This window comes from Streptomyces sp. TAA040 (genome assembly GCF_000424845.1).
On record NZ_AUKR01000005.1, the window covers coordinates 85,416 to 112,177 of the forward strand.

Genomic DNA, 26,762 nt, shown 5'->3' on the forward strand with positions numbered 1-26,762 from the left:
GACTGCCGCCCCTCCAACCCAGTGCCTGAGCTCTGACCCCGTGCCTTAAGCGTCCCGGTACAACTGGCGCTTGTTGATGTAGCGCACCACCCCGTCCGGCACCAGGTACCAGACCGGATCTCCCGACGCCACCCGGGCGCGGCAGTCGGTCGAGGAGATCGCCAGCGCCGGCACCTCGACCAGGGACACCCCGCCGTCCGGGAGGCCCGGGTCGGTGAGGTGGTGCCCGGGGCGGGTGACGCCGATGAAGTGCGCGAGCGAGAAGAGCTCCTCGGCGTTGCGCCAGGTGAGGATCTGGTTCAACGCGTCGGCACCGGTGATGAAGAACAGGTCTGCATCCGGCTGCTGCGCGCGCAGGTCCCGCAGGGTGTCGTTGGTGTAGGTCCGGCCGCCTCGGTCGATGTCGATGCGGCTGACCGAGAACTGGGGGTTGGAAGCGGTGGCGATGACCGTCATGAGGTAACGGTCCTCCGCCGACGACACCCGCTGGTGGCTCTTCTGCCACGGCTGCCCCGTCGGTACGAAGACCACCTCGTCGAGTGCGAACCTGACCGCCACCTCACTGGCGGCCACCAGGTGCCCGTGGTGGATCGGGTCGAACGTTCCGCCCATGACACCGAGCCGCCGCTTGCCCGAGGCGGACCCGCCGACCCTTGTGCGCTCTTCCATGCGTGCTGACCCTAACCGCTCCCGCGACCGGCCGATCCCCCGCTCAGCGGTCCCGGTTGAATCGGGTGGTGATCCACAGCAGTGCGAGCAATCCCAGCAGGGTGGCGCCGCCGATGAAGTACGGGTTCAGGCTGGCGTGCGCTCCGCCGTGCTCGCCCGTCTCGGCGAGCTGCTGGAGGATGTGCACGGAATGGGCGAAAGTCATCTTCTTCGAACCTATCCACTGGCTGGGCTGGCGACGAGTCGTCCACATGGTAAGCGGACCTGGTCGGTGCGACTCGGCGCGGCCACCCGTAGTCTGGACGCAGACCCGACGTGGGCAACCAAGGGGGACGGGCCGAGATGAAGACCCGTAAGGGGGCCATATGAGCGACAGCAGTGGCAGCAGCGAGCATCTGCCGGGCCGTGACCGGCGCCGTTTCCCGGGAATCTCCTCCCGGGCCTACGAACATCCCGCGGACCGCAGCGCTCTCGTGGCGCTGCGGAAGCTGAGCGGGTTCGACACCGTTTTCAAGACGCTCAGCGGGCTGCTTCCGGAGCGCAGCCTGCGCCTGCTCTTCCTCTCCGATTCGGTACGGGTGGGCGACCAGCAGTTCGCCCACCTGAACGACATGCTGCGGGACGCCTGCTACATCCTGGACCTGGAGAAGGTCCCGCCGATGTACGTCACGCAGGACCCCAAGCCGAACGCGATGTGCATCGGTATGGACGAGCCGATCATCGTGGTCACCACAGGGCTGGTGGAGTTGCTGGACGAGGAGGAGATGCAGGCCGTAGTGGGCCACGAGGTGGGGCACGCGCTGTCCGGCCACGCCGTCTACCGCACGATCCTGCTCTTCCTCACGAGTATCGCGCTCAAGGTCGCCTGGATCCCGTTGGGCAACGTGGCGATCATGGCGCTGGTGACGGCGCTCCGCGAGTGGTTCCGGAAGTCGGAGCTGTCCGCCGACCGGGCCGGGCTCCTCGTGGGCCAGGACCTCCAGGCGTCGATGCGCGGCCTGATGAAGATCGCGGGCGGCAACCACCTGCACGAGATGAACGTCGACGCCTTCCTCGCCCAGGCCGACGAGTACGAGGCGGGCGGCGACCTGCGCGACTCGGTGCTGAAGATCCTCAACGTGCTGCCGCGCAGCCATCCGTTCACCACCGTCCGGGCGGCCGAGCTGAAGAAGTGGGAGGCGAGCCGCGACTACCAGCGGCTGATGGAGGGGCACTACCCTCGCCGTTCGGAGGACAAGGACACCTCGATGTCCGACTCCTTCCGCCAGTCGGCCGGGCACTACGCCGATTCGGTCAAGTCGAGCAAGGACCCCCTGATGGGTCTGGTCAGGGACCTCGCGGGGGGTGCCGGCGAGTTCGGCGGCAAGTTGCGCGACTTCGCTGCCGGCTCCAGCCGGCGGCAGCAGGACGACGGCTCCAGCCGGCGGCAGCAGGACGACGGCTCCGGGAACGGCACCGGTACCGGAAGCACCTCCGGCGGCCCCGCGGGCTGAACCCGGCTCCGCGCGGGCTGCCGCGGCCCGTCCGGCGGGCGGACGTCACTGGTTCCCCGGAGCGTCCGCCCGCCGGACGGGTCACGGCGGCCCGGGTTGCGCGGAGTCCGCCAGCACCCCGCACGGGGCGGTGGCGCCACCGCTCTCCGCGCTGTAGGGATCGGTACCGGCCGCGCTCTCCCGGCCGGCGTCCTCCCCTGCCAAGAGCGGCCGTAGCCGGTCGAGCGACCCCGTCCCGCAGGCGAGCGGTCCGGCCTCGGTGGTGCTGTTCCCGACCGCCACCCTGCGGTCCACCAGATCCGCGCGCGCGAAGTGCAGCAGCAGCTCGCGGTGGACGGTGAACAGCGAGGTGTCAGCACTCTCCGGCGCTCCGGCGGGCCGCAGCGCGTAGACGAGCACGTGGTCGGCGGTGACCTCCAGCGCATCGCCCGGGACCTCGCTGACGGTCAGGGTTCCCCGGACGCGCGGCGCCTGGCCGGCCAGCTCCACCCGCTCCGCGTCGAAACGCACCAGCCACGCCGACGCGGCGTGGCCGCTGTCCGGCTCCGCCGCTCCCAGACTGCGGTCGAACAGCGGGCGCTGGCCGGGGACCAGCATCCCGCGGACGGGAGCGGTGACACCGCCGGTGAGCACCTCGGGGTCCAGCGAGGACGCGGTGACGTAGTTCTTCGCGAGCGTGAGCGCCGTCATGATCTGCTGGCTGGTGAAGCTGCTGGTGCCGCGGGCGGGCGGCAGCGTGATGCCCTCGGCACCGACCGCGAACCCGGCAGCCGGGCTGCGGCGGAAGAGGTCGTCAGGCCGGCCGCCCGGCACCTCCCCGCGCGGCGTGAGCGGCAGCACGGTGGCCCGCGGGGCCTGGGCTCGCGGGGGCTCCGGCTGCTGCGGCGGGGCCGTCGTCCCCATCCAGATCGCGGCGCCGAAGGCGAGCACGATCAGCAGCATCAAGACCATGCCCTGCCCGGACGGGCGCCGCGCGGAGGGCGACGGCTCCTCGAAGGGGGGCGGCAGGTTACGCACCGGCGTGTCGGAGTCCTCCAGGCGCTCCTCGGCGGAGCACTCCTGGAGGTGGGCCCCGCGCACGAAGCTCTCGTCGAAGACGGTGGTGCGGAACTCGTCGTCGTCACTGCCTCCCGCCGGTGTCCGCTCGGGAGGGTTGCCACGCCCGGTCATATGAACAGAGTAGGCACCTCGGGGGGACCGTAAACGCGCCCCGGCCCGGCAAGTGCGAAGCGGTGCCGACAAGGTGCGTCCGACGGTCGCCGGGCCGCGGCCGCGCAGTCGCCCGGCGGCCGCCTCGCCGCTTCGCTCAGCCCACGATCGCCCGGTCGACGGCAGGCGTCCGGGACTCCGCGGGGAGCGGGCCGTCGGAGCCGTTCACCGTGGTGTCCTGCTCGCTGGTGGCCGGCGGCGGCGAGGGGTCGTCACGCTGGCCCGAGGCACCCCGCTGGACCGCCGCGAACGCCATGGCCACCACGCCGACGCCCATCACCACGGCCAGCACCCAGGCCACCGGGCGCTGCCAGCGCACGAGGCCCCGGCGCGGCAGCGGGCCGCCCCGCTCCCAGTCGGCCCGGTCGTACTCGTCGTCGCCGTACTCGGAGCGGTAGGCCTCGTCGGTCTCCTGGGAGTACTCGTAGCCGTCCTCGTGCCGACGGGTCCAGTACAGCCCGGAGGAGTCCTGCTCCTGGTCCGCCCCGGGGAAGCGGGCGCCGTGGCTGTCCTCCCAGGCCTGCGCCTCCGCCTCGGCCCTGGCCTGCGCCGCTGCGAGCAGCCGGTCGACGGCGCTCGGCTCGTGCACGGCGGCCGCCCGCACGAAGTCCTCGTCGAAGACCACGGAGGCGAACTCGTCGTTCGCCGACCCGTGGTCGCGACTCTCGGGCTCCTCGCCGTCCGGGAACGGCTTGCCTCCCACATCGTCCGGCACGGAACCAGCGTAAACCGGAGGGAAGGGTTCGGGGAGGGGGAAGCGGTGTCCAACCGGCGGGGAAGGGCGGATTCCCCGCCGCGGAACGGGAGGGCGCCGGGTACGGCGGCTCAGCCGCGGACGTGGCCGTCCCCGGTGACCACGTACTTCGTAGAGGTCAGCTCCGGCAGCCCCATCGGGCCGCGGGCATGGAGCTTCTGGGTGGAGATGCCGATCTCCGCGCCGAATCCGAACTGGCCGCCGTCGGTGAAACGGGTGGAGGCGTTGACCATCACCGCGGTGGAGTCGACCCGCGCGACGAAGCGGCGGGCGGCCGCGGTGTCGGACGTGACGATGGCCTCGGTGTGGCCGGAGGTCCAGCGGCGGATGTGGTCCACGGCGGCGTCCAGGTCGGGCACGACCGCGGCGGCGATGTCGTAGGAGAGGTACTCGGTCGCCCAGTCCTCCTCCTGCGCCGGGAGGACCACACCGGCCCCGCCGGTGGCCGCCTGCTGCCAGCGGGCGTCACCGTGCACGGTGACGCCCGCCTTCTCCAGCGCGCGCAGCGCCCGCGGCAGGAAGGCGTCGGCGACCTCGGCGTGCACCAGCACGGTCTCGGCGGCGTTGCAGACGCTGGGCCGCTGGGCCTTGGAGTCGACGAGGACGTCGAGCGCCATGTCGAGGTCGGCGTGCGCGTCCACGTAGACGTGGCAGTTGCCGACCCCGGTCTCGATCACCGGCACTGTCGCCCCCTCGACGACCGCCTTGATGAGCGCGGCGCCGCCGCGCGGGATGAGCACGTCCACCAGACCGCGGGCCGTCATCAGCTCCGTGACGCTCTCCCGGCTCTCCCCGGGAACGAGTTGCACGGCGTCGGCCGGCAGCCCGGCCGCGGCGATCGCGTCGCGCAGCACGGCGGCCAGGGCCGTGTTGGAGGCGTAGGCGGACGAGGAGCCGCGCAGCAGGACCGCGTTGCCGGACTTCAGGCACAGCGCGGCGGCGTCCACGGTGACGTTGGGCCGGGCCTCGTAGACGATCCCCACCACACCGAGCGGCACCCGCACCTGCCGCAGCTCCAGGCCGTTCGGCAGAGTGGAGCCGCGGACCACCTCGCCCACCGGGTCGGGCAGCGCCACCACCTGGCGGACGTCGGCCGCGATGGCCGCGATGCGCTCCGGGGTGAGCGTGAGCCGGTCGACGATCGCGGCCGGGGTGCCGGCCGCCTCGGCCTTCGAGACGTCCTCGGCGTTGGCCGCCGTGATCTCGTCGGACCTGGCCACCAGGGCGTCCGCGACCGCCAGCAGCGCGGCATCCCGGACGGTGCGCGGCAGCGGCGCCAGGTCCACGGCGGCGCTCCGGGCGCGGCGGGCGGTGTCCACGACGGGGGAGGTCTGCGATGCGCTGCTCATGGGCGGAAGCCTAGCCAGCGGCGGGCCGTCCGGCGCCGCCGGGTCCACCGGTCGAGACGACCGTGGGACGAGGTCCGCGACTGCGCGGGAAGGGGGCCGTCAGAACGGGTGGACGCCCATGGAGACGGCGGGTGGCGGCCCGTACCCCTCTGCCACTCGCTGGTGGTACGTGGACCGGTCGACGACCTCCAGCCCGACGATTTCCCAGGGCGGAAGCTGCGCCGAGGCCCGGTGCTCGCCCCAGAGCCGCAGCGCGACCGCCGCGGCGTCGTGCAGGTCCCTGGCCTCCTCCCAGTACCGGATCTCGGCGTGGTCGTTGGCGTAGCGGCTGGTGAGCAGGAAGGGGTGGTCGTGGGCGAGCTGCTCCAGCGACCGCCGGACCTTGGAGAGCGGCGCCTCCGTGCCGGACACGCTGAGGGTGACGTGCCACAGCCGGGACGCGCCGTGCGGCTCCCGTCCGTTGTGCGGCTGGGGCGAGCGGCTCTGCGGGAAGGCCTCCGGGCCCTCGCTCCGCTGGGGAGACCCCATGCCGACGCTGGCCAGTCGTCTCACCGGCGGCCTCCTGACGTGTCGCTCCGGGCTTCCTGCTGGAACAAAGTTGACCAGCCCACGCCCGGTCGCGTGGGCGTTTTTCGGAAGCTTTCCGTGGAAAGCCAGCTGCGCGACCGGCCCGCCGGACGGTGTCCGAACACGGCGGGGGAGTGGCGGCGCCGGGGCCGCGACGGCGCGCACGGCGCCACCGGCCCCGGGCGCCACCCGTCCGACGTGGCAAAACGCTCCGGTCACGGTTCGAGCAGCACCAGGTCGTCGCGGTGCACGATCTCCCGTTCGTACTCGGGCCCCAGTTCCCTCGCGAGATCGCGGGTCGAACGGCCGAGCAACTGGGGGATCTCCTTGGCGTCGAAGTTGACGAGGCCCCGGGCGACGGGCCGTCCCGAGGGGTCGCGCAGTTCCACCGGGTCGCCCGCCGAGAACCCGCCCTCGACCGCGACGATCCCGGCGGGCAGCAGAGAGGAGCGGCGACCGACGACCGCTGCCACCGCGCCCGCGTCCAGCACCAGGGCGCCGCGCGGGGCGGAGGCGTGCGCGAGCCACAGCAACCGGTCGGTGGAGCGGCGGCCGGTGGGGTGGAACCAGGTGCCGACGGGGCCGCCGGCCAGCGCCTCGGCCGCCCGCGTCGCCGAGGTCAGCACGACCGGGACACCGGCGCCGGCCGCGATCCTGGCCGCTTCCACCTTCGTCACCATGCCGCCGGTGCCGACCTTCGCCGGCCCCGAACTGCCCAGCGGTACACCGGCCAGGTCGGCAGCCCCGCGCACCTCGGCGATCCGCCGGGAGCCGGACAGGCCCGGGTCGCCGTCGTACAGGCCGTCCACGTCGGAGAGCAGGACGAGCAGGTCGGCCCGGACCAGGTGGGCGACCAGGGCGGCCAGCCGGTCGTTGTCGCCGAAGCGGATTTCGTCGGTGGCCACCGTGTCGTTCTCGTTGACGACCGGCACGGTGCCCATCACCAGCAACTGCTCCAGGGTCCGGAAGGCGTTGCGGTAGTGGCTGCGGCGGCTGGTGTCATGCGCGGTGAGCAGTACCTGCCCCACCCGGCGGCCGTACCGGGCGAACGAGGCAGTGTACCGGGCGACCAGCAGCCCCTGGCCGACGCTGGCGGCCGCCTGCTGGCGCGCCAGGTCGCGGGGCCGCTCGGCCAGGCCGAGCGGTGCCAGGCCGGCGGCGATGGCGCCGGAGGAGACCAGCACGATCTCCCGGTCCGTCTGTTTGGCGAGCGCGTCCACCAGCGCGTCGACCCGGTCCGCGTCCAGGCCGCCGACCGCGGTGGTCAGCGAGGACGACCCGACCTTGACGACGATCCGCCCGGCCTCCCGCACCCGCTCCCGCGGTCCGTGCCCTTGAGCCTGCACCCAGCCCTCCGCTGTCACCCGCTGCTCCCGCGCTCCGCGTCGCCGACCGCCACCCGCCGCAATCTACGTGAGCCGGCCACCCGCCGCCCGCCCGGTCCACCCGCCGGACAGCGGACGGGGCGCCGTGGCGCACGGGAGTTGACAACCGTTCCGCTATTCTCGACCTGTCATGCCCGCCCGAACGCCCGGACCCGCGCGTCCGGCAACCCGCCCGCGGGACCGCCGCCGCCCTCCCCCGTACCCGGGGTGACGCGGGCGCGCCGGCCGGAACACCGGGCGGCCCGGCGTTCACCCGAAGTGACGAGTCCTGCGTTCGGGCCCGTCGTTTTTTGTCCCATCCGACGACTTCGTCGTACGTTCAGTGGTCACCCGGCCCGTCCCCCGGGCCGTTCCTCCTCCGTCCGTCGCCTCCTGCCAGGAGCACAGCCCGTGCCATTCGCCGGCCCAGCCACCCGCCGCCTGGGGCAGCTCTTCGCCCTGCTCGGCATGCTGGTGTTCTTCATCGCCCAGCTCGCCGGGGCGCTGCTGCCCCACGCCGCCCTGTTCATCACCGCCTCCGCGGCGGGCCTCGCCCTCGACCTGTACCTGCACCACCGCCAGCCCGGGCTGCTCGCCCTGCTCAGCGGGGTGCGGTTCGACGTGCCCACCCGCCAACTGCTGCGCGACATGCTGCTGGTGATCGGGCTCATCCAGACGCCCGGCATCGACCCGCTCGCCGAGGCGCCCCTGGTCCTGGCCCTGCTCGGCTGCTACGGCGCCCACTTCGCCTGCCAGGCCACCGCGGTGCTCGTCCGCCGCAACCGCACCCTGCCGATCCTCACCCGCAATGTGGACGCCTCGGCGCTGCGGCTCTCCCCCGCCCCGCCGCGGGTGCTGGCCCGCCAGCCCAGCCGGCGGCTGCTGCACTTCATGATCCCGGCCACCACCGGACTGCTGGTCACCGCGGGCACCCACGAGATGCTCTGGGCGGCGTTCGGCGTCTTCGGCAGCCTGGCGCTGTTCGTCGGCGGCACCCTCTACGTGGGGACCTGGCTGCTTCCGGGCAAGCGGCTGGCCGACGAGCAGCGGGTGCTCGCCTGGTTGAACGAGTGGCTGGCCGAGTACCGGCCGACCGCGGCGATGTACTTCTCCGGTGGCGCCAGTTCGGCCTACCAGGCGAACATGTGGCTCTCCACGCTGGCGGAGCTGGAGGACAAGCCGCTGATCGTGCTGCGCGAGCGGTTCATGATGCAGAAGATCGACGCGACGGACGTCCCGGTCGTGTGCATCCCCAAGGTGGCGAACCTGATGTCGCTGGAGCATTCCGCGCTCAAGGTGATGCTGCACCCGGCCAACTCGGGCAAGACCTCCCAGGTGCTGCGGATCCCGACCATCAAGCACACGTTCATCAACCACGGGGAGAGCGACAAGCTCTCGAGCTGCAACCCGTACGCCAAGGCCTACGACGAGGTGTGGGTCGCCGGCGCGGCGGCCCGCGAGCGGTACCAGCTGGCGGACATCGGGGTCGACGACCACGACGTGGTCGAGGTCGGACGGCCGCAGCTGGCACCGATCGAGTTCTACTCCGGTCCCCCCGAGGGCGAGTTCACCACCGTGCTCTACGCGCCGACCTGGGAGGGCTGGACCAGCGACCCCGGCAACACCTCGGTGATCCTGGCCGGTGAGAACCTCGTCCGCGAGCTGCTGGCCGACCCCGGGGTACGGCTGTTGTACAAGCCGCACCCGATGACCGGTTCGGTCGATCCCCGGGCCGGGACCGCGGACCGGCGCATCCAGGCGATGATCGCCGAGGCCAACGGTCGCCGGGCGGCCGAGCCCGGGCGGGTCCGGCCCGATTCGGCCGCCGCAGCCGAACTGGCCGACCGAGCGCGGGCTCTGGACGCCATGGTGAGCAGCTCATTCCGGGCCAGCGCCGACGAGGCCGAGCGCATGATGCTCCAGACCGCCCCCGAGGAGGGGCGGGCCGCCGCGGTGGCCGCCGCGCAGGCCGAGTGGGACGCGGCGTTCTGGGCCTCGCTACCCGAGTGGGAACACCAGGTCGTCACAGGCCCGAGGCCCGGCATCTACTCCTGCTTCAACCGGTCCGACCTGCTGATCAGCGATGTCTCCAGCGTGGTCTCCGACTACCTCATCAGCCAGAAGCCGTACGCGGTGGCCAACACCAGCGGGCTGCCGGAGCAGGAGTTCCGGGCGGGCTTTCCGACGGTGAGCGCGGCCACCATCCTCGCCCCCACGGGCGAAGGGGTAGCGGACATGCTGCGCTCGGTGCGCGATCCCGCCCTGGACACCCGGGTCGGCGACCGCGCGGAGCTGAAGGGCCGGCTGCTCGGTCCGAGCGACCCGCCGTCCCTCACCCGGTTCAGCCGGGCCGTGGCCGCGCTCGGCGAGAAGGCCGATGCGCGCAACGCGCGGGTGGCCGAGCGGTTCGAGGAGATGCCGGTGCAGCGGGAGGAGGACCAGACGCGACAGCAGGACCTCCGCGAGGAGGAGGGCGAGGAGTCGGAACGGGCCGAGGACTCGCTGACCCGGTGACGTCCGGGCCCCGCTGACGCAGGGGACACGGCCGAGGCCCCCGCCTCGTCAGAGCCGATTCCGGGCTCGGACGAGGCGGGGGCCTCCGCGCTGCGGCGGGTCTCCCCGAGCCGCTCCCCGCGCTCAGGGACGGCTCGCGGCGGCCGTCACTCGAACGGGTCGAACTTCTCGTACTCCGCCTGGTAGTCGTCCGTCCGCTCGGCCTCGCGGTCGCGACGGCGCTGGGCCGCCGGGCGCGGTGCCTCCATCCGGTGGTCCTCACCGCGGCGGCCGAGCATCTCCGCGCCGGCGGCCATGGTGGGCTCCCAGTCGAAGACCACCGCGTTCTCCTCGGCGCCGATCGCCACCCCGTCGCCCTCCCGGGCGCCGGCCTTCATCAGCGCGTCCTCGACTCCGAGGCGGTTGAGGCGGTCGGCGAGGTAGCCCACCGCCTCGTCGTTGTTGAAGTCGGTCTGCTGCACCCAGCGCTCGGGCTTCTCGCCGCGCACCCGGAAGAGGCTCTCCTCCTCCCGGGTGACGGTGAACCCGGTGTCGTCCACCGCACGCGGCCGGATGACGATACGGGTGGCCTCCTCGGCGGGCTTGGCCGCCCGTGCCTCGGCGACGATCGCGGCCAGGGCGAAGGAGAACTCCTTGAGGCCCCGGCGGGAGAGCGCGGACAGCTCGAAGACCTGGTAGCCGCGGCTCTCCAGGTCGCCGCGGACCATCTCGGCCAGCTCCTCGCCGTCCGGAATGTCCACCTTGTTGAGCGCGACCAGTCGCGGCCGGTCCTCCAGACCGCCGTACTGGGCGAGCTCGGCCTCGATGGTCTCCAGGTCGGACACGGGGTCGCGGTCGGACTCCAGGGTGGCGCAGTCCAGCACGTGGACGAGCACCGAGCAGCGTTCCACGTGCCGAAGGAACTCCAGGCCCAGGCCCTTGCCGTCGCTCGCGCCGGGAATCAGCCCGGGAACGTCGGCGATGGTGAACACCGTCGAACCCGCTGTCACCACACCGAGGTTGGGGACGAGAGTGGTGAAGGGGTAGTCGGCGATCTTCGGCTTCGCAGCGGAGAGCACCGAGATGAGCGAGGACTTGCCCGCCGAGGGGTAGCCGACAAGCGCCACGTCGGCGACGGTCTTCAGCTCCAGCACGACGTCGCGGGAGCTCCCGGGCTCGCCCAGCAGGGCGAAACCGGGCGCCTTGCGGCGTGCCGAGGCCAGCGCGGCGTTGCCCAGCCCGCCCCGGCCGCCCTGGCCGGCGACGAAGGTGGTGCCCTGGCCGACCAGGTCGGCGAGCACCTCGCCCTCCCGGTCCAGCACGACCGTTCCGTCCGGAACGGGCAGGACGAGGTCCTGCCCGGCCGCGCCCACCCGGTTGCCGCCCTCGCCGGGCTTGCCGTTGGTCGCCCTGCGGTGCGGGCTGTGGTGGTAGTCGAGGAGCGTGGTGACGTCGCGGTCGACGACGAGGACGACGTCGCCGCCCCGGCCGCCGTTCCCGCCGTCGGGACCTCCCAGCGGCTTGAACTTCTCCCGGTGCACGGAGGCGCAGCCGTGGCCTCCGCTACCCGCGGCGATGTGCAGCTCGACGCGGTCCACGAAGGTGGTCATGACGGGCGCCTCCCGGCTGGTGCATGGGTGTGTCTCTGGTACAACGCGCCGAGGGCGGAACCTGCTTCCCCACCCGGGGAAAGCGGTCCGCCCTCGGAAAGATGCCGCGTCGGTCCCGAAGCTGACTACTCGCCTGCGGGGACGATGTTCACGACCTTGCGGCCGCGGTGGGTGCCGAACTGCACCGCACCGGCGTCCAGCGCGAACAGGGTGTCGTCGCCGCCGCGGCCGACGCCCGAGCCCGGGTGGAAGTGGGTGCCGCGCTGCCGGATGATGATCTCACCGGCGTTGACGAGCTGACCGCCGAAGCGCTTCACGCCGAGCCGCTGGGCGTTGGAATCGCGACCGTTCCGAGTGGACGACGCGCCCTTCTTGTGTGCCATGTCTCAGTCCCTTACTTCGCCGCGGAGTCGATGCCGGTGATCTTCAGCGCGGTGTGCAGCTGACGGTGACCGATGCGCTTCTTGTAACCGGTCTTGTTCTTGTACTTCTGGATGTCGATCTTGACACCCTTGTGATGGTCCACGACCTCGGCCTGGACCTTCACTCCGGCCAGCACCCACGGGTCGCTGGTGACGGCTTCGCCGTCCACGACCAGCACAGTCGAGAGTGCGACGGTGTCGCCGACCTTGCTGGTGGAAATACGGTCAACCTCGATGACGTCGCCGACAGCAACCTTCTGCTGGCGTCCGCCGGTGCGCACGATCGCGTACACGCGACAACACTCCCTCACTTGTGTCCGGAGCTCCTGATGCCAGCCGTCCAGCGCGAAACGGTGCGATGAAGCGATCACACCGCCGCGGCGATCCGAGGGGATTGAGCGGCCTCTCCCGGCGAGAGCCCGGAGGGAGGTGCTCAGGAGCGCGGCGTGCCCGATGACACGCCGACGGTAAAGATTACGACGGCCTTGACCTGGGGGTCAAACCGGGGCGGCCCGCCGGACAACCGTCCGGCGGGCCGCCGACTCACTCGTCGGTTGCAGCGGAGACGCCCGGCGAGCCCGGCTGTTCGGCAGCCGAGGTCCTCGCCGACTTCTTCACCACCGAGGCAGCGCCCTTGGCAGCCTTCGCCGTCTTCGCCGCCTTCGATGCCGGCTCCTTGGCCGTCTTCTTCGCCGGCGCCTTCTTCGCCGCCTTCTTCGCCGGTGCCGTCTTCTTCGCCGGCGCCTTGACGGCCGGCTCCCCGGTCGCCTTCCGCGCCGACTTCCGGGCCGTCTTCCTGGCCGGTGCGGACTCCTCCGCCGGGGCGTCCCCGACAGCGTCCGGCACGTCGGCGGCGGTGTCGGCCGGTCCGTCGGACTGCTGCGCAGGGGCGTCCGCCGACGCCGCCGGCAGGACGATGTCCGCCGGCTCGGCGTCGTTCGGCGAGGACACCGGTGCCGACACCCGGCGCGTCGCCCGCCGACGCGTACGGGCCGGCGGGGCGGCCTCGTCAACGGGCTCCTGCGCCGCAGCCGCCTCCGCCGGGGCGGCGGGCGGCTCCTGCGCCGGCTGCTCACCGGCCGCCACCACCGTGACCGCCGCCTCGTCCTGCTCGGCGACCTTGGGCGGACCGGCCGGCGCCGAGGCCTTGCGCGTGGTCCGACGCTTCCTGGCCGGAGCCGCGGACCCGGCGTCCGCCAGTGCGGACGCCGACGCGGGGGCTTCCAGTGCCGGGGCCTGCGGCGCGGAGGCCTCTCCGGCCGGAGAGGCCTGCCCCGCGGGCACTGCCGCAGACGCGTCCGCTGCGTCCGGCACGGAGGTGCCGACCGGGTCGGCGGCCACCACCGTCACCGCCGCCTCGTCCTGCTCCGGTGCCTTCGGCGGGCCCGCGGGGGCCGAGGCCTTGCGGCTCACCCGGCGACGCCGTGCGGGTGCGGCCGGAACCGCCTCCGGCGGCACCTCCACCTCCGCGGCGGCCTGCTGCCCGGACTCCGCCGGAACAGCGGTCCGGGGCTCCGCCGGAACCGACTCCTGCGCCGCCTCCCGGACCACCGGTTCCGCCGGCTCCTCCGCTACTGGCTCGGAGACCGGCTCCTGGCCGGACCGCGGCGGGCCCGCCGCCGAGCCGGCCTTGCGACCGCCCCGGCGGCGCCGCCCACCGCGACGAGCGGCGTCCTCGGCCTCGGCAGCCGTGCTGTACAGCTCCTCGTCCGGGACGAACGACGGCTCCGGAAGCGCCTTCGGTGCAGCCGCCCCGGCCTGCACCTCCGCCGCCGTCTCCACCTCGGAGGTCTCCTCGACCGGATCCGGCTGCTGCTCGACCGGACCGTCGCCCTGACCGCCCCGGCCCTTCTTCTTGCCGCGCTTGCCGGCGCTGCCGTTGGCGTGCGCCTGCTCCATGTGCACCGTCAGGCCACGCCCGTTGCAGTGCACGCAGGGCTCGGAGAACGACTCCAACAGCCCCTGGCCGACCCGCTTGCGGGTCATCTGGACCAGACCCAGCGAAGTGACCTCGGCGACCTGGTGCTTGGTCCGGTCCCGTCCCAGGCACTCCAGCAGCCGCCGGAGGACCAGGTCCCGGTTGGACTCCAGCACCATGTCGATGAAGTCGATCACGATGATGCCGCCCAGGTCGCGCAACCGCAGTTGGCGCACGATCTCCTCGGCCGCCTCCAGGTTGTTCCTGGTGACCGTCTCCTCCAGGTTTCCGCCCTGACCGGTGAACTTCCCGGTGTTGACGTCGACCACGACCATCGCCTCGGTCCGGTCGATCACCAGCGAGCCGCCGCTCGGCAGCCAGACCTTGCGGTCCAGCGCCTTCATCAGCTGCTCATCGATCCGGTAGGTGGCGAACACGTCCACGTCGGACGTCCACTTCGTCAGCCGGTCGGCCAGGTCGGGGGCCACGTGCTCGACATAGCCGTGGATGGTGCTCCACGCCTCGTCACCGCTGACCACGACCTTGGTGAAGTCCTCGTTGAAGATGTCGCGGACCACCCGGACGGTCATGTCCGGCTCCCCGTACAGCAGCGTCGGAGCGTTGCCCTTCTGCGCCTTGCGGGTGATGTCCTCCCACTGGGCCTGGAGCCGCTGGACGTCCCGGGCCAGCTCGTCCTCGCTGGCGCCCTCCGCGGCGGTCCGCACGATGACGCCCGCGTCCTCGGGAACGATCTTCTTCAGGATCTGCTTCAGCCGCGCCCGTTCGGTGTCGGGCAGCTTGCGGCTGATTCCCGTCATCGACCCCTCGGGCACGTAGACCAGGTACCGGCCCGGCAGCGACACCTGGCTGGTGAGCCGGGCGCCCTTGTGGCCGATCGGGTCCTTCGTGACCTGCACCAGGACCGACTGGCCGGACTTCAGCGCCGTCTCGATCCGCCGCGGACCACCGGAGTGGCCGAGCGCGTCGAAGTTGACCTCGCCGGCGTAGAGCACCGCGTTGCGCCCCTTGCCGATGTCCACGAAGGCGGCCTCCATCGACGGGAGGACGTTCTGCACCTTGCCCAGGTAGACGTTGCCGACGTAGCTGGTCGCCTGCTCCTTGTTGACGAAGTGCTCGACGAGGACATCGTCCTCCAGCACCCCGATCTGGGTGCGCTCGCCGCTCTGCCGGACAATCATCTCCCGCTTGACCGCCTCCCGGCGGGCCAGGAACTCGGCCTCGGTGATGATCGGCACCCGGCGACGGCCCTGCTCCCGGCCTTCCCGGCGGCGCTGCTTCTTCGCCTCCAGGCGGGTCGAGCCCTTGATGGACTGCACCTCGTCGGAGGGCTGCTCGTCCTTCTTCTTCCGCGGCTCGCGCACCTTGACCACGGTGCGCTCGGGGTCCTCGGTGCCGCCGTTCCGCGTGACGGGGGCGTCTCCGTCCGCACCGCGCCTGCGGCGGCGCCGCCGGCGCCGGGAACTGGCGGAGGAGTGGCCCGGCTCCTCCGCGTCACCCTCCTCCTCGCGCCGCTGCTCGCCCGAGCCGGAGGACTGCTCCGCAGCGTCCTCGGACTCCCCGGAACGCTCGTCGGCCGCGTCCTCGATCTGCTCGCCCTCGTCTCCGCGGCGGTCCGCGTCCTGCGGCACGCTGCCGTTCTGCTCGCCGTCCTCAGCGCTCTCGCCCCTGCGGCGGCGCCGTCCGCCCCGCCGACGGCGACGGGACGGGCGGCCGTCCTCTCCGTCGCCGTCCTCCTCGTCCGCAACGGAGCGGTCGTCGGCGTAGCCGCCCTCGTCGGCACTGTCCCGGTCGGCGTCCTCGGCGTCCCGATCCGCCTCCTCGCCGAAGCCGGCGTCCTGCGCCTTGCGGCGCCTGCGGCGGCGCGGCCGGGCCGCCTCGCGGCCGTACTCGTCGTCCTCGCCCCCGGCCGAACCGCCGGTGCCGGCGAAGCCGGTATCCTCGGCGCCGCCGTCCTCGTCCGCGTCGTCCGCCTCGACCGGGCGGGCAGCCGCCGCGGCAGCGCTCTGCGGGGTCTGGAACATCGGCTCGGTGAACACCGGGGCCTGGAAAACAGCCACCGGCGGCGCCACCGGCGAGTCCGCCGGAGCGCCCGTACCTCGGGTGGCACGGCGGCGGGACCGGGCCGGCGCGGCCTGCGGCTCCTCCGTTCCGGGCTCTTCGGCGGCCGGCTGCGGGGGCTCGGCCCCGGCGGCGCTCTCCTGCGCGACCTCGGCAGGCGCGGCCGCGGCGGGCTCGGCCTCGGCAGGCGCCGGGGCAGCGGTCCTGCGGGTCGCGCGACGACGGCTGCGCGCCGGACGCTCCGGCGCCGCCGACGGCTCGTCGGCGGCCTCGGCGCCCCCGGGCCGCTCGTCCACCGGTGCGGCGGGCCCGCTCTCCTGGACGGTGACCGCCTCGGAAGCCTCCGCCGCGCCTGCGGCGGGGGGCCCCGCCGGGCGGGACGCCACCCGCCGCCGACGGCGCGGCGGCAGGTTGCCGCTGGGACTGCTGTTGTCGTTGCTCTCCGCGGCTGCGGAGTCAGTCTGCTCGGGCATGCGGGTGGTTCTCCCGTCACGCTCCCGGTTCGGCGCCCCGTCCCCGCCTGCGACCCGCAGGCCGCGTCATGTGCGCGGTCCCGCAGTCCAGGGGGCGCGGACGCCGCACGGGAGCTGTTGTCTCACTCGCCGGTTCCGTGGCATCCGGCCCGGCTACGGCAAAAGTCTCCTGGTCGACACGCCTGCCGTACGGCGGTACCCGGGTGGCTCCCTGGTGCCTGGCACGTCGGCGGCGCTGCGACGCCGGCCCTACGCGGTGGACCCGGGTGCCGTCGCGACGAGGGTTGCGTCGCGGTCGAGCGCCAGCGGATCGGTCACCGTGCCGGTCTCCTCATCGAGCGGCCCCTGCGCCAGCCTGGTCACCCCTGGGATGACCGGCGGCGCCAGGTCGGCCGCAGCTCGGAGGCCGGACAGGACGTCGTCGGGTCGTACGGCAGGTGTCAGGTGCCGCACTACCAGGCGCAGTATCGCACAGGGAACCGCATCGGGCCCATCAGACCCGGCCGACCCCCGGGGGTCCTGGTCCGGGAGGACGTCGAGCGAGGCGACCGCCGAACGGGCGTCGAAGGTCCGCAGCCCCTTCTTCGTCTGCCGCTGCACCTCGACGGACTCCGCGTCCAGGAAGGCGCCCACCGCCGTCCGGGCCGCGACCACGTCCACCCCGGGCAGCCGCAGCTCCCAGGCAGAAGCGGTCAGCCGGTCGGCGAACTGCCCGGTCGTCGCCTCGACGGCGTCGACGATGTCGAGCCCGTCCGGCATCGACGCGTCGAGGGCCGCGCGCAACCGCTCCGGATCCTGCCTGCGTGCGACGGCGATCTCCAGGTACTCGGCCTCACTGGCCGTCCCGGTCGGAGCGGCGTTCGCGTAGGACACCTTGGGGTGCGGGGTGAATCCGGCGGAGTACGCCATCGGGACCGCGGCCCGGCGCAGCGCCCGCTCGAAAGCGCGCTGGAAATCGCGGTGGCTGGTGAACCGAAGGCGGCCGCGCTTGGTGTAGCGCAGTCGGATGCGCTGCACCGCGGGCGCGGGCGGCGGGCCTTCGGGCTGTCGCTTGCCCAGGGATCTTCTCCTTGGCTCGGGGAGCGGAGACCGCGTCTGCGCCCGCCCCCGGGGGATGTCGGCGGCCGGTCGCACCACCCGCGGCCGCGGGCGGGCGCGTCGGTGGGGTCCCCAACCGCGCCCCGCGTCCCGCTCGGATCCGGTCCGCCGAACGGCGGGAGAGCGGCGTGTGCGGCACGACGGACGGCGCGAGACCGGCCTGCGACCCAGACTACTCGCCGGTCCGGCCGCGGCCCGCCGCGGTGGCGTCGATCCAGTACCGCAGCTTCTTCCCCCGGCGGTCCTCGAATACACCTCCGCCGGCCTCGATGACCTTGCGGGAGGCGGTGTTGTCGTGGTCGCAGGTGACCAGCACGGATTCCAGTCCGAGCCCGGCGGCGACCGGCAGCACCGCCCGCAGCATGGCGGTGGCGTGGCCCCGGCGACGCGCGGTGGGGCGCATGTCGTAACCGACCAGGCCGCCCCACTCCAGCAGCGCGGGGTTCAGCCGGTGACGGACGCAGATCCGGCCCAGGAAGCTGTCCCCCTCGACGTACCAGAGCGTGGTGGAGGGCACGTGGCCGGCCGGGCGCGGCGAGGCCTCGTCCGCGTCGGCCCGGGTACGGGTGACGTACTCCTCGAACACCGGGAGGCGGTGCCACCGGCCGCCGTACCGGCGGATGTCCGACCCGATCATGGACACGTCCCCCGGGCCGCCCCGGCCCTCTGCCGCGAACTCCGCCATCGCGACGACGAACGAGGTGCGGACACGGACCACGGGTGCGACGAGCTGGGGCATCGGCCCAGCATGTCACCCCTGCCGGGCTGCCCCGCCGACTGCCCGGCGGGGCAGCTCGGCCCGGGAGGGCCGAGCTGAACCGTTCCGGGTTCGGTAGAGACTCGATTCCGTGGAAGGATTGAGTCATGGCACGCCCTTCCTTCTATCCCTCTGAGCTGCGCAAGCGAGGGGTCCGTATGGTCGCCGAGGTCCGTGGTGACTATCCGAACGAGTCGGCCGCCTTGAGGACGGTCGCCCAGAAGCTCGGGATCGGGTCGGCCGAGACCCTGCGGAACTGGGTGCAGCGGGACGAGGTCGACTCCGGGCAACGGCCGGGGACGACCACGGAGGAGTCCGCGCAGACCAAGGCGATGAAGAAGGAGATCGCCGAGCTGAAGCGGGCGAACGACATCTTGAAGGCTGCGGCGAGTTTCTTCGCGGCCGAACTCGACCGGCCACACACACGCTCGTAGCGTTCATCGACGAGCACCGGGCCCGCTTCGGCGGTGTCGAGCCGATCTGCCGCGTGCTCATCGAGCACGACTGCGAGATCGCCCCTTCCACCGACTACGCCCACCACGAACGCCTCCAGGCCCCGGCGGCCCGCACCGTCCGCGACACGGAGCTGAAGCCGCTCATCCAGCAGATCTTCGAGGTCGACTACCGTGTCTACGCGGCCAGGAAGGTCTGGCGTGAGCTGCACCGCCAGGGTCACCTCGTGGCCCGGTGCACCGTCGAACGCCTGATGCGCGAGTCGGGCGTCGCCGGTGCCGTCCGTGGGAAGGAGGTCATCACCACGATCCCGGACGGCAGCGTCGAGCGGGCACCGGACCTGCTGGACCGCAACGTCGTCGCGCCGGCCCCCAACCGCTGCTGGGTAGCCGACTTCACTCACGTCAGCACCTGGTCGGGAGTGGTCTACGTCGCCTTCCTCGTGGACACCTTCTCCCGCCGGATCGTCGGCTGGTCCGCCGCCCTGTCGAAGGTTCGCAACACACGAGTTTCCGACTCGCCGAGCACCTGGACGCCGCCGGCATCGCAGCCTCGATCGGCTCCGTCGGCGACGCCTACGACAACGCCCTCATGGAGTCCACGATCGGCCTGTTCAAGACCGAGCTGATCAAACCGGGACGACCCCGGAGGACGCTCTCCCCGGTCGAGCCGGCCACCGCGGAATGGGTCGACTGGTACTGCCACCGCCGGCTCCACGGTGAAATAGGGCACATCCCACCGCCGAACACGAGACCCACTACTACTTCACGGCCACGAAACCCCAGGTCACAACCACAAGCTGAAGACTCCACCGAAACCGGAACGGTACACAGGGCGGGAAGCTTGCTCCCGCTTCTTCACCCCGAGCCCACGAAGGATCTCGGTACGCTCCGCCTCGCTCATGCCAGCGAGCGTCTCAGCCATCCTCTGGACGGCATCGCCGCTGGTCACGGCTACTTCTTGACCTCAAGCGGGAGCAGCTTCTTGCCCGTCGGTCCTGTTTGTGGCCATGTATCGAGTTGGGGACACACCCCGCAGTCGAAGCAGGGGGTCCAGCGGCAGTCCTCGACCTCGGTCTCGTCCAGGGAGTCCTGCCAGTCCTCCCAGAGCCAGTCCTTGTCCAGGCCGGAGTCGAGGTGGTCCCAGGGCAGGACCTCCTCGTAGCCGCGCTCCCGGGTGGTGTACCAGTCGGCGTCCACGCCGTGGGCGGGCAGTTCCCGGGCGGCGCACTCCCTCCACAGGTCGTAGCTGAAGTACTCGCGCCAGCCGTCGAAGCGCCCGCCCGCGGCGTGGACCGCGCGGATGACGTCTCCGAGCCGGCGGTCGCCGCGGGAGAGCAGACCCTCGACGATGCCGGGCTTGCCGTCGTGGTATCGGAAGCCGATCGAACGGCCGTACTTCTTGTCCGCGCGGATACGGTCGCGGAGCTTGGCCAGCCGCGCGTCGGTGTCGGCCGAGCTGAGCTGCGGCGCCCACTGGAAGGGGGTGTGCGGCTTGGGGACGAACCCGCCGATCGAGACGGTGCAGCGGATGTCGTTGGAGCCGGAGACCTCCCGGCCCTTGGCGATCACCCGGGTCGCCATGTCGGCGATCTGGAGCACGTCCTCGTCGGTCTCGGTCGGAAGGCCGCACATGAAGTACAGCTTGACCTGGCGCCAGCCGTTGCCGAACGCGGTGGCCACCGTGCGGATCAGGTCCTCCTCGGAGACCATCTTGTTGATGACCTTCCGAATCCGCTCGCTGCCGCCCTCGGGGGCGAAGGTAAGGCCGGAGCGCCGCCCGTTGCGGGTCAGCTCGTTGGCGAGGTCGACGTTGAAGGCGTCGACCCGGGTGGACGGCAGGGAGAGGCCGATCTTGTCCTCTTCGTAGCGGTCCGCGAGGCCCTTGGCCACGTCGGCGATCTCGCTGTGGTCGGCGGAAGAGAGCGAGAGCAGCCCGACCTCCTCGAAGCCGGTGTTCTTCAGCCCCTTCTCCACCATGTCGCCGATGCCGGTGATCGAGCGCTCGCGCACCGGGCGGGTGATCATGCCCGCCTGGCAGAACCGGCAGCCGCGGGTGCAGCCGCGGAAGATCTCCACGGACATCCGCTCGTGCACCGTCTCGGCCAGCGGAACCAGCGGCTGCTTCGGGTACGGCCACTCGTCGAGGTCCATCACGGTGTGCTTGGAGACCCGCCACGGCACGCCCGAGCGGTTCGGCACCACCCGGCCGATGCGGCCGTCCGGCAGGTACTCGACATCGTAGAAACCGGGCACGTAGACCCCGCCCGTGCGGGCGAGCCGGAAGAGCAGTTCCTCGCGGCCGCCGGGGCGCCCCTCGGCCTTCCAGGCGCGGATCAGCTCGGTGACCTCCAGGACGGCCTGCTCGCCGTCGCCGATCACCGCACAGTCGATGAAGTCCGCAATCGGCTCGGGGTTGAAGGCGGCGTGCCCGCCGGCCATCACGATCGGGTGGTCGACGGTGCGGTCCTTGGCCTCCATCGGGATGTCGGAGAGCTCCAGGGCCGTGAGCAGGTTGGTGTACCCCAGCTCGGTGGAGAAGGAGACGCCGAGGACGTCGAAGGCACCGACCGGGCGGTGCGCGTCCACGGTGAACTGCGGGAGCCGGTGCTCCCGCATCAGCGCCTCCAGGTCGGGCCACACGCTGTAGGTGCGTTCGGCGAGGACGCCTTCCTTCTCGTTCAGCACCTCGTAGAGGATCATGACGCCCTGGTTGGGCAACCCGACCTCGTAGGCGTCCGGATACATCAGCGCCCAGCGGACGTCGCAGGCGTCCCACTCCTTCACGGTGGAGTTGAGCTCTCCGCCGACGTACTGGATCGGCTTCTGTACGTGCGGGAGGAGGGCCTCCAGGCGCGGGAAGACCGACTCGACTGGCATGGGATGTCCTCGGATGGGGGCGACGTGCACGGGTGGCCATTCAGCGTAACTCCTTCGGCCCTCCCCGGCTGAGCCCGGCCGGACGAGGAGGCTCAGCAGGGAAGGGTCTCAGCCGGGAGGGGCGAGGCGACCGAGGCGGCCGGTACAGCCGTGCTCGGCGGCCTCCCGCTCGTGGAGCACGCCGTAGCTGAAGGACGGCTCTCCCGCCTGGTGCGCGAGGGCGGCGAGGTCACGCAGCGCGTCCCGGGCGAGGACGCTGTCCTGGTACTCCCCGAGGAGCGCCTGGAGGCCGGCAAGCTGCCCGGCCCGGCGCTTGGTCGGCTTGCCGAAGACGGGCCGGGGCCTCCAGAGCGTAGCGCAGCCTCTTGGCGGCTCTGCGGGCTCCGTGCACGGCTTCGTCGATGGCCGCGTCCGGACCGGCGTCGAGCACGGCCCCGATGCGCGTGGCGAGCCGGTCGAAGTCCCGGTGGACCGCCTTCGGCAGCACTCGCTCGGCGGGCCGTCCGGCCTTCGGCCGCAGTGGGGCTCGGCGAGCAGGGAATCGGCAGCATTCAGCAGGACGGTGTGGCGCTCGCTGTCGAGCACGGCGAGCAGCCGTCGGCGGGCGCCGGCGCGGTGAGCACGGTCGAAGCTGCGCAGCCGACCGACCAGCGGTCCGGCGCGCAACTCGTTCGGCAGGGCGGCGATGCCGATGCGGAGGCGGTCGAGCAGGACCTCGCGGTCGCGGTCCACTCCGAGTTCCGCCGCGAGGTGCCGGAGTTCCTGGCATAGGGGGGCGGTGGCGTCCGGGTCGAAGACCTGGGTGAAGATGCGGAGGCAGCTGCGCAGTCGGCGGGTGGCGACGCGCATTCGGTGGACGGACTCGGGGACTTCGCGACGGACGGCCGGGCCGAGGACCACGAGGTGACGTACCTGGGTGCGGACGTAGGCGAGCACGGTGTCCGCGACGCCGGCCTCTACGGTCTCCTCGGGGAGTGCGCCTACCGGCGTCCCGGAGGGACGGGCGGTGGCGGGACCGCCTCCGGTGGCGTCGAGGGCCTCGTGGAGTTTGGACGGTGGTCCGGAGGGGTGGATGCCTGCTTCGGCCAGGCGTGCGCCGACGCGGTCGAGGAGTGCGGGATCGCCGCCGGGCGCGAGCTCCACCTCGAGTTCGGTCCAATGCGTGGTGCCGCCCTCGGGCAGGCGCTCGGCGTCAATCCGGTCGATGACGACCTCGGCCAGCGGGTCTCCGTCCCGGTCGCGGAGCCGGTGGACGCGGCGTTCGGAGCGCAGTCGCACGACGGGGTCGAGCCGGTCGCCGCGTACTCGCGAGCGGACGAGTCCGGCGAGCGTCGCGGGGATTTCCGGCTGGTCGGGGGCGTGGATCTCGTCGCGCACACCGGGAACGACGGGCAGTGTGAGGTGCCAGCCGGCGTCCGGGCCGCCGCTGCGCCGCCGGAGGGTGATCCGGTCGGCGGCCGGGGTGAGTGCGGCGGTGTCGTAGAAGAGGTCGTCCAGCAGGTGCACGCCCTCGTCCGTGACGGTGGCGACGTCCGGGACCCCGGTCAGGTCGGGGAGATCCGGCGCCCCGCCCGTGCCGGTCGTGTGCTCCGGGGCGGGGCGGTACGTGCGTTCGATCGCCCGCGTGACGGCCACGATGGAGGGAACGTAGTGGGGCTTTCCGGGCGTCGCAAGGGCCACGCCTCACTCCCGGGCGCCGTGCCCCCGGCACGAGAGCGTACGGGGATGCCGGGCCCGTCGGCCCGGGCGGGCCGGATGCGGGGCCCCGGGGGCCGTGGGCCGGGGTACCTCCGCGGGCTCGGGGACCGTCAGACCTGGAGCCCCACGGCCTTCGCGGGGCGGCCGGACGCGGACATCGGGCGCTGTATCTGCACGGACTGGAGCAGCCCGACCGCGATCCAGACGGCGAACATGGCGGTGCCGCCGTAGGAGACGAAGGGCAGCGGGAGCCCGGCGACGGGCATGATGCCGAGGGCCATCCCGATGTTCTCGAAGGACTGGAAGGCGAACCAGGCGATGATGCCGGCGGCGAGGATGGTGCTGTAGAGGTCGGTGGCGCCGAGGGCGATCTTGCAGGCGCGCCAGAGCACGATGCCGAGCAGCACGATGATGAGACCGCCGCCGAGGAAGCCGAGTTCCTCGCCGGCCACGGTGAAGATGAAGTCGGTCTGCTGCTCGGGGACGAACTGGCCGGTGGTCTGGGTGCCTTCGAAGAGACCCTTGCCGGTGAGGCCGCCGGAGCCGATGGCGATGCGTGCCTGGTTGGTGTTGTAGCCGACGCCAGCCGGGTCGAGGGCCGGGTTGGCGAAGGCGGCGAAGCGGTTGAGCTGGTACTCGTCGAGGAGTTCGAGCAGCCACACCGAGACGGCGCCCGCCACTGCGGCGGTGACCAGGCCGATGATCCACCGGTTGGAGGCGCCGGAAGCGAGGAGGACCCCGACGACGACCACGGAGAGCACCATGACCTGCCCGAGGTCGGCCACCACCAGGATGGGCAGGGCGCCGAGGCCGAGGGCGTGCAGCACGGTGCGGCTGTCGGGATAGGTCCGGTCGCCGGCGTCGACCTTGGCGGAGAGCACCACCGCCATCGCGAGGATGACGGCGACCTTGGTGAACTCCGAGGGCTGGAGCTGGAGACCGCCGAGGTTGAGCCAGGCGCGTTCGCCGTTGATGGTGGCGCCGAGGGGCGTGTAGACGAGGGCGGCCAGGACAACGGCGAGACCGTAGAGGACCGGCATCAGGGACCGCATGCGGCGGTGGCCGATCCAGACCACGGCGACGGCGAGTGTGATGCCGATGGCGGCGTTCAGGGTGTGCTTGAACAGGAACTGGTTGGGATCGCCGCCGGTCAGGTCGGTGCGGTTGCGGGTTGCCGACCACACGAGGAGCGCGCCGATCGCGCACAGCCCGAAGGCGGCGAGGAGCAGCGTCCAGTCGAGTCTGCGGGCCAGGGAGTCGCGTGCGGTGAGCTTGGCCCACGCGCTCCGGTCCGCAGCGAGGCGGCTGGAGTCGAAGGAGTGGGTGCTCATTGCGTGAATTCCTTGTCCCGCCATTCGGCGACCAGCGACTTCTTGCTCCGCTGGGCCTGGATGTTGCCGTCGTCGGTGATCTTCGGGAGTGCCTTCTGCGGGGTGGGGAGCAGCGCCTTCTTCTTGTCGACGGAGCCGTCGTCCTGGACGCCGTACAGAGCGTTGTAGATGTTGCGGACGGCGGGTCCGGAGGCGCCGGAGCCGGTGCCCGCCTGGGAGATGGTCATGACGATGGTGTAGTCGTCGGTGTAGGTGGCGAGCCAGGAGGTGGTCTGCTTGCCCTGCACCTGGGCGGTACCGGTCTTGGCGCGCATCGGGATGTCGTCGTGCGGCCAGGTGGTGAACCGCCAGGACGCGGTGCCGCGGGTGGCGACGCCGCGCAGTGCATCGTCCATCTTCTCCAGCGTGGCCTTGGAGGCGGGCAGTTTGCCGTGTGTCTCGGGCTCGATCTCCTCGACGGTCCGTCCGTCCGGGCTGATGACGGCCTTTCCGACGGTGGGGTCGTAGAGGGTGCCGCCGTTGGCGATGGCGCTGTAGGCGGTGGCCATCTGGATCGGGGTGACGAGCGTGTCGCCCTGTCCGATGGCGTAGATGATGCTGTCGCCGGCGCGGAGGTTCATACCCTCGACGCAGTTCTCCTTGGCGAGGCGGGTGACGTAGTCGGTGGAGTCGGACTTGGCCTGCTTGCACCAGGCGTCCTTGTTCGCCTCCCAGTACTCCTGCTTCCACTCGCGGTCCGGGATGCGCCCGCTGACCTCGTTGGGCAGGTCGATCCCGGTCTCCTTGCCGAGTCCGAAGCTCTTGGCCGCCTTGTAGAGGTGTTCGTCGGGGTTCTCGGGGTTCAGGCCGCCGTCCTTCTGCCATTCGCGGTGGCCAAGGGCGTAGAAGACGGTGTTGCAGGAGACCTCGAGGGCGCGTCCGAGGCTGATGGGGCCGTAGCCGGTGGACTCGAAGTTCTTGAAGGTCTGCCCGCCGAGGCTGTAGGAGCTGCTGCAGTTGTAGTTGTTGTCGAAGGGGTAGCCGGCGTTGACGGCGCCCGCGGTCGAGATCACCTTGAAGATCGAGCCGGGGGGCGACTGCCCCTGGATGGCGCGGTTCAGCAGGGGGTAGTTGGAGTCCTTGCCGGTGAGTTCGGCGTAGGTGTCGCCGGAGATGCCGCCGACCCAGGCGTTGGGGTCGTAGTCGGGGTTGGAGGCCATGGCGACGATGCGGCCGGTCTTGTTCTCCATGACGACGGCGGCGCCGGAGTCGGCCTCGTACTTCCGGCCGGTGATCCTGTCGGTCTCCTGCCGGGCGACCTTCATGGCCTGCTGGAGCTGGTGTTCCGTTATGGCCTGCACACGGGAGTCGATACTGGTCACGACGGACGAGCCGGCCGTGGCCCCGTCACTGTCGGCCTCACCGATGACGCGGCCGAGGTTGTCCACCTCGTAGCGGGTGACGCCGGAGCTTCCGCGGAGCATGGCGTCGTAGGTGCGTTCCAGGCCGGAGCGTCCGATCTGGTCGGAGCGCAGCAGCGGGGAGTCGGTGTCCTGGGCCTTGGCGACCTCGTCGTCGGTGACCGGGGAAAGGTAGCCGAGCACCTGGGAGGTGCCGGCCTCGTAGGGGGCCGGGTAGCGGCGGACCGCGGTGGGTTCGGCCGTGATGCCGGGGAAGTCCTCGGCGCGTTCCCGGATCTGGAGGGCCTGTTGGGTGGTGGCCTCGTCGGTGAGGGGGATCGGCTGGTAGGGCGAACCGTTCCAGCAGGGCTGGGGCGTCTCCGCGTTGCACAGGCGCACCTTGTCGGCGATGTCCTCGTACGACGTGTCGAGCACCTCGGCGAGCCGGGTGAGGACCGCTTTGCCCTCGTCCTTCATCTTCATGAGGTCGGTGCGGCTCGCGGAGACCACCAGCCGGGTCTCGTTGTCGGCGATCGGCACCCCGCGGGCGTCCAGGACGCTGCCGCGGGTGGCGGGCTCGACGACCTGCTGGACGTGGTTGCCCGCGGCTTCCTTCTGGAATTCGTCGCCGTTGCGGATCTGGAGGTACCAGAGCCGGCCGCCCAGTGTCAGCAGCAGCGAGAAGACCAGTATCTGGATGGCGACGAGGCGGATCGTGACCCGCGTCGTGCGTCCGGTCTCCGGAATGTTGCTCACAACGCCCCCTT

18 protein-coding genes and 2 pseudogenes are annotated in these 26,762 nt (G+C 72.0%); 3 read left to right on the top strand and 17 right to left on the bottom strand.

The window, feature by feature from the left end; all coding sequences use genetic code 11:
* Nucleotides 1-45: 45 nt before the first annotated feature.
* Both nadD and H300_RS31750 read right to left on the bottom strand, forming a co-directional pair.
* On the bottom strand, nt 46-669 hold the full coding sequence (gene nadD / locus H300_RS0104335; protein ID WP_028426459.1) for a nicotinate-nucleotide adenylyltransferase: 624 nt from the start codon (nt 667-669) through the stop codon (nt 46-48).
* 43 nt (nt 670-712) lie between these two features.
* Nucleotides 713-874: a hypothetical protein gene (locus tag H300_RS31750; protein WP_028426460.1), complete on the bottom strand. Its 162-nt coding sequence runs from the start codon at nt 872-874 to the stop codon at nt 713-715.
* 160 nt (nt 875-1,034) lie between these two features.
* Here H300_RS31750 and H300_RS0104345 point away from each other — a divergent pair, with 160 nt between their 5' ends.
* Nucleotides 1,035-2,162, top strand: a complete 1,128-nt coding sequence (locus H300_RS0104345; protein ID WP_028426461.1) for a M48 family metallopeptidase — start codon at nt 1,035-1,037, stop codon at nt 2,160-2,162.
* An 81-nt stretch (nt 2,163-2,243) separates the two neighbouring features.
* Here H300_RS0104345 and H300_RS0104350 read toward each other — a convergent pair whose 3' ends face one another.
* The 5 genes from H300_RS0104350 to proB form a co-directional block, all read right to left on the bottom strand.
* Nucleotides 2,244-3,332, bottom strand: a complete 1,089-nt coding sequence (locus H300_RS0104350; protein WP_028426462.1) for an SCO2583 family membrane protein — start codon at nt 3,330-3,332, stop codon at nt 2,244-2,246.
* Between the two features lie 136 nt (nt 3,333-3,468).
* Nucleotides 3,469-4,086, bottom strand: a complete 618-nt coding sequence (locus H300_RS0104355) for an SCO2584 family spore wall biosynthesis protein (protein ID WP_028426463.1) — start codon at nt 4,084-4,086, stop codon at nt 3,469-3,471.
* Between the two features lie 110 nt (nt 4,087-4,196).
* Nucleotides 4,197-5,474 carry a glutamate-5-semialdehyde dehydrogenase gene (locus tag H300_RS0104360; protein ID WP_028426464.1) on the bottom strand — a complete coding sequence of 426 codons (1,278 nt, stop codon included), beginning with the start codon at nt 5,472-5,474 and terminating at the stop codon, nt 4,197-4,199.
* A 99-nt stretch (nt 5,475-5,573) separates the two neighbouring features.
* Nucleotides 5,574-6,026: a hypothetical protein gene (locus H300_RS0104365; protein ID WP_028426465.1), complete on the bottom strand. Its 453-nt coding sequence runs from the start codon at nt 6,024-6,026 to the stop codon at nt 5,574-5,576.
* A gap of 230 nt (nt 6,027-6,256) precedes the next feature.
* A complete protein-coding gene (proB, locus tag H300_RS0104370) occupies nt 6,257-7,354 on the bottom strand; it encodes a glutamate 5-kinase (protein WP_028426466.1) in 1,098 nt (365 codons plus the stop codon).
* Between the two features lie 462 nt (nt 7,355-7,816).
* Between proB and H300_RS24880 the strand changes: the two genes are divergently transcribed.
* Entirely contained in the window at nt 7,817-9,919 is a 2,103-nt protein-coding gene (locus tag H300_RS24880; protein ID WP_037979087.1) for a membrane protein, read from the top strand.
* A 146-nt stretch (nt 9,920-10,065) separates the two neighbouring features.
* On the opposite strand, the gene obgE is transcribed toward H300_RS24880, so the two are convergent.
* From obgE to H300_RS0104405, 6 genes are all read right to left on the bottom strand, one after another.
* Nucleotides 10,066-11,508 (bottom strand): GTPase ObgE, encoded by a 1,443-nt coding sequence (obgE, locus tag H300_RS0104380; protein WP_028426467.1) that lies wholly within the window; start codon nt 11,506-11,508, stop codon nt 10,066-10,068.
* A 125-nt stretch (nt 11,509-11,633) separates the two neighbouring features.
* A complete protein-coding gene (gene rpmA / locus H300_RS0104385; protein WP_028426468.1) occupies nt 11,634-11,891 on the bottom strand; it encodes a 50S ribosomal protein L27 in 258 nt (85 codons plus the stop codon).
* A gap of 11 nt (nt 11,892-11,902) precedes the next feature.
* Entirely contained in the window at nt 11,903-12,223 is a 321-nt protein-coding gene (gene rplU, locus H300_RS0104390; RefSeq protein ID WP_028426469.1) for a 50S ribosomal protein L21, read from the bottom strand.
* 250 nt (nt 12,224-12,473) lie between these two features.
* Nucleotides 12,474-16,400, bottom strand: a complete 3,927-nt coding sequence (locus H300_RS24890; protein ID WP_051269449.1) for an Rne/Rng family ribonuclease — start codon at nt 16,398-16,400, stop codon at nt 12,474-12,476.
* Between the two features lie 249 nt (nt 16,401-16,649).
* Nucleotides 16,650-17,417, bottom strand: coding sequence for a TIGR03936 family radical SAM-associated protein (locus H300_RS0104400; protein ID WP_028426470.1), 768 nt, complete (start codon nt 17,415-17,417; stop codon nt 16,650-16,652).
* Between the two features lie 253 nt (nt 17,418-17,670).
* Nucleotides 17,671-18,237: a GNAT family N-acetyltransferase gene (locus tag H300_RS0104405; RefSeq protein ID WP_028426471.1), complete on the bottom strand. Its 567-nt coding sequence runs from the start codon at nt 18,235-18,237 to the stop codon at nt 17,671-17,673.
* 125 nt (nt 18,238-18,362) lie between these two features.
* Here H300_RS0104405 and H300_RS24895 point away from each other — a divergent pair.
* A pseudogene (locus H300_RS24895) lies at nt 18,363-19,511 on the top strand (IS3 family transposase).
* A gap of 150 nt (nt 19,512-19,661) precedes the next feature.
* Here H300_RS24895 and H300_RS0104420 read toward each other — a convergent pair.
* From H300_RS0104420 to mrdA, 4 genes and pseudogenes are all read right to left on the bottom strand, one after another.
* A complete protein-coding gene (locus tag H300_RS0104420; RefSeq protein WP_028426473.1) occupies nt 19,662-21,587 on the bottom strand; it encodes a TIGR03960 family B12-binding radical SAM protein in 1,926 nt (641 codons plus the stop codon).
* A gap of 229 nt (nt 21,588-21,816) precedes the next feature.
* Nucleotides 21,817-23,267, bottom strand: a pseudogene (locus H300_RS24900) (CYTH and CHAD domain-containing protein).
* Nucleotides 23,268-23,395: 128 nt separating this feature from the next.
* Nucleotides 23,396-24,616, bottom strand: coding sequence for an FtsW/RodA/SpoVE family cell cycle protein (locus tag H300_RS24905; protein ID WP_051269453.1), 1,221 nt, complete (start codon nt 24,614-24,616; stop codon nt 23,396-23,398).
* Complete coding sequence (mrdA, locus tag H300_RS24910; RefSeq protein ID WP_051269455.1) at nt 24,613-26,751, bottom strand: penicillin-binding protein 2; 2,139 nt, start codon at nt 26,749-26,751, stop codon at nt 24,613-24,615. The genes H300_RS24905 and mrdA overlap by 4 nt, the downstream gene beginning before the upstream one ends.
* Between the last annotated feature and the right edge of the window lie 11 nt (nt 26,752-26,762).

Bases quoted from the DNA above. Each gene is read 5' to 3' on its own strand.
- H300_RS0104345 (WP_028426461.1), top strand. From the start codon at position 1,035: ATGAGCGACAGCAGTGGCAGCAGCGAGCATCTGCCGGGCCGTGACCGG.
- H300_RS24905 (WP_051269453.1), bottom strand. From the start codon at position 24,616: ATGAGCACCCACTCCTTCGACTCCAGCCGCCTCGCTGCGGACCGGAGC.
- nadD (WP_028426459.1), bottom strand. From the start codon at position 669: ATGGAAGAGCGCACAAGGGTCGGCGGGTCCGCCTCGGGCAAGCGGCGG.
- rpmA (WP_028426468.1), bottom strand. From the start codon at position 11,891: ATGGCACACAAGAAGGGCGCGTCGTCCACTCGGAACGGTCGCGATTCC.
- obgE (WP_028426467.1), bottom strand. From the start codon at position 11,508: ATGACCACCTTCGTGGACCGCGTCGAGCTGCACATCGCCGCGGGTAGC.
- H300_RS31750 (WP_028426460.1), bottom strand. From the start codon at position 874: ATGACTTTCGCCCATTCCGTGCACATCCTCCAGCAGCTCGCCGAGACG.
- H300_RS0104420 (WP_028426473.1), bottom strand. From the start codon at position 21,587: ATGCCAGTCGAGTCGGTCTTCCCGCGCCTGGAGGCCCTCCTCCCGCAC.
- H300_RS0104405 (WP_028426471.1), bottom strand. From the start codon at position 18,237: ATGCCCCAGCTCGTCGCACCCGTGGTCCGTGTCCGCACCTCGTTCGTC.
- H300_RS0104350 (WP_028426462.1), bottom strand. From the start codon at position 3,332: ATGACCGGGCGTGGCAACCCTCCCGAGCGGACACCGGCGGGAGGCAGT.
- H300_RS0104360 (WP_028426464.1), bottom strand. From the start codon at position 5,474: ATGAGCAGCGCATCGCAGACCTCCCCCGTCGTGGACACCGCCCGCCGC.
- H300_RS24890 (WP_051269449.1), bottom strand. From the start codon at position 16,400: ATGCCCGAGCAGACTGACTCCGCAGCCGCGGAGAGCAACGACAACAGC.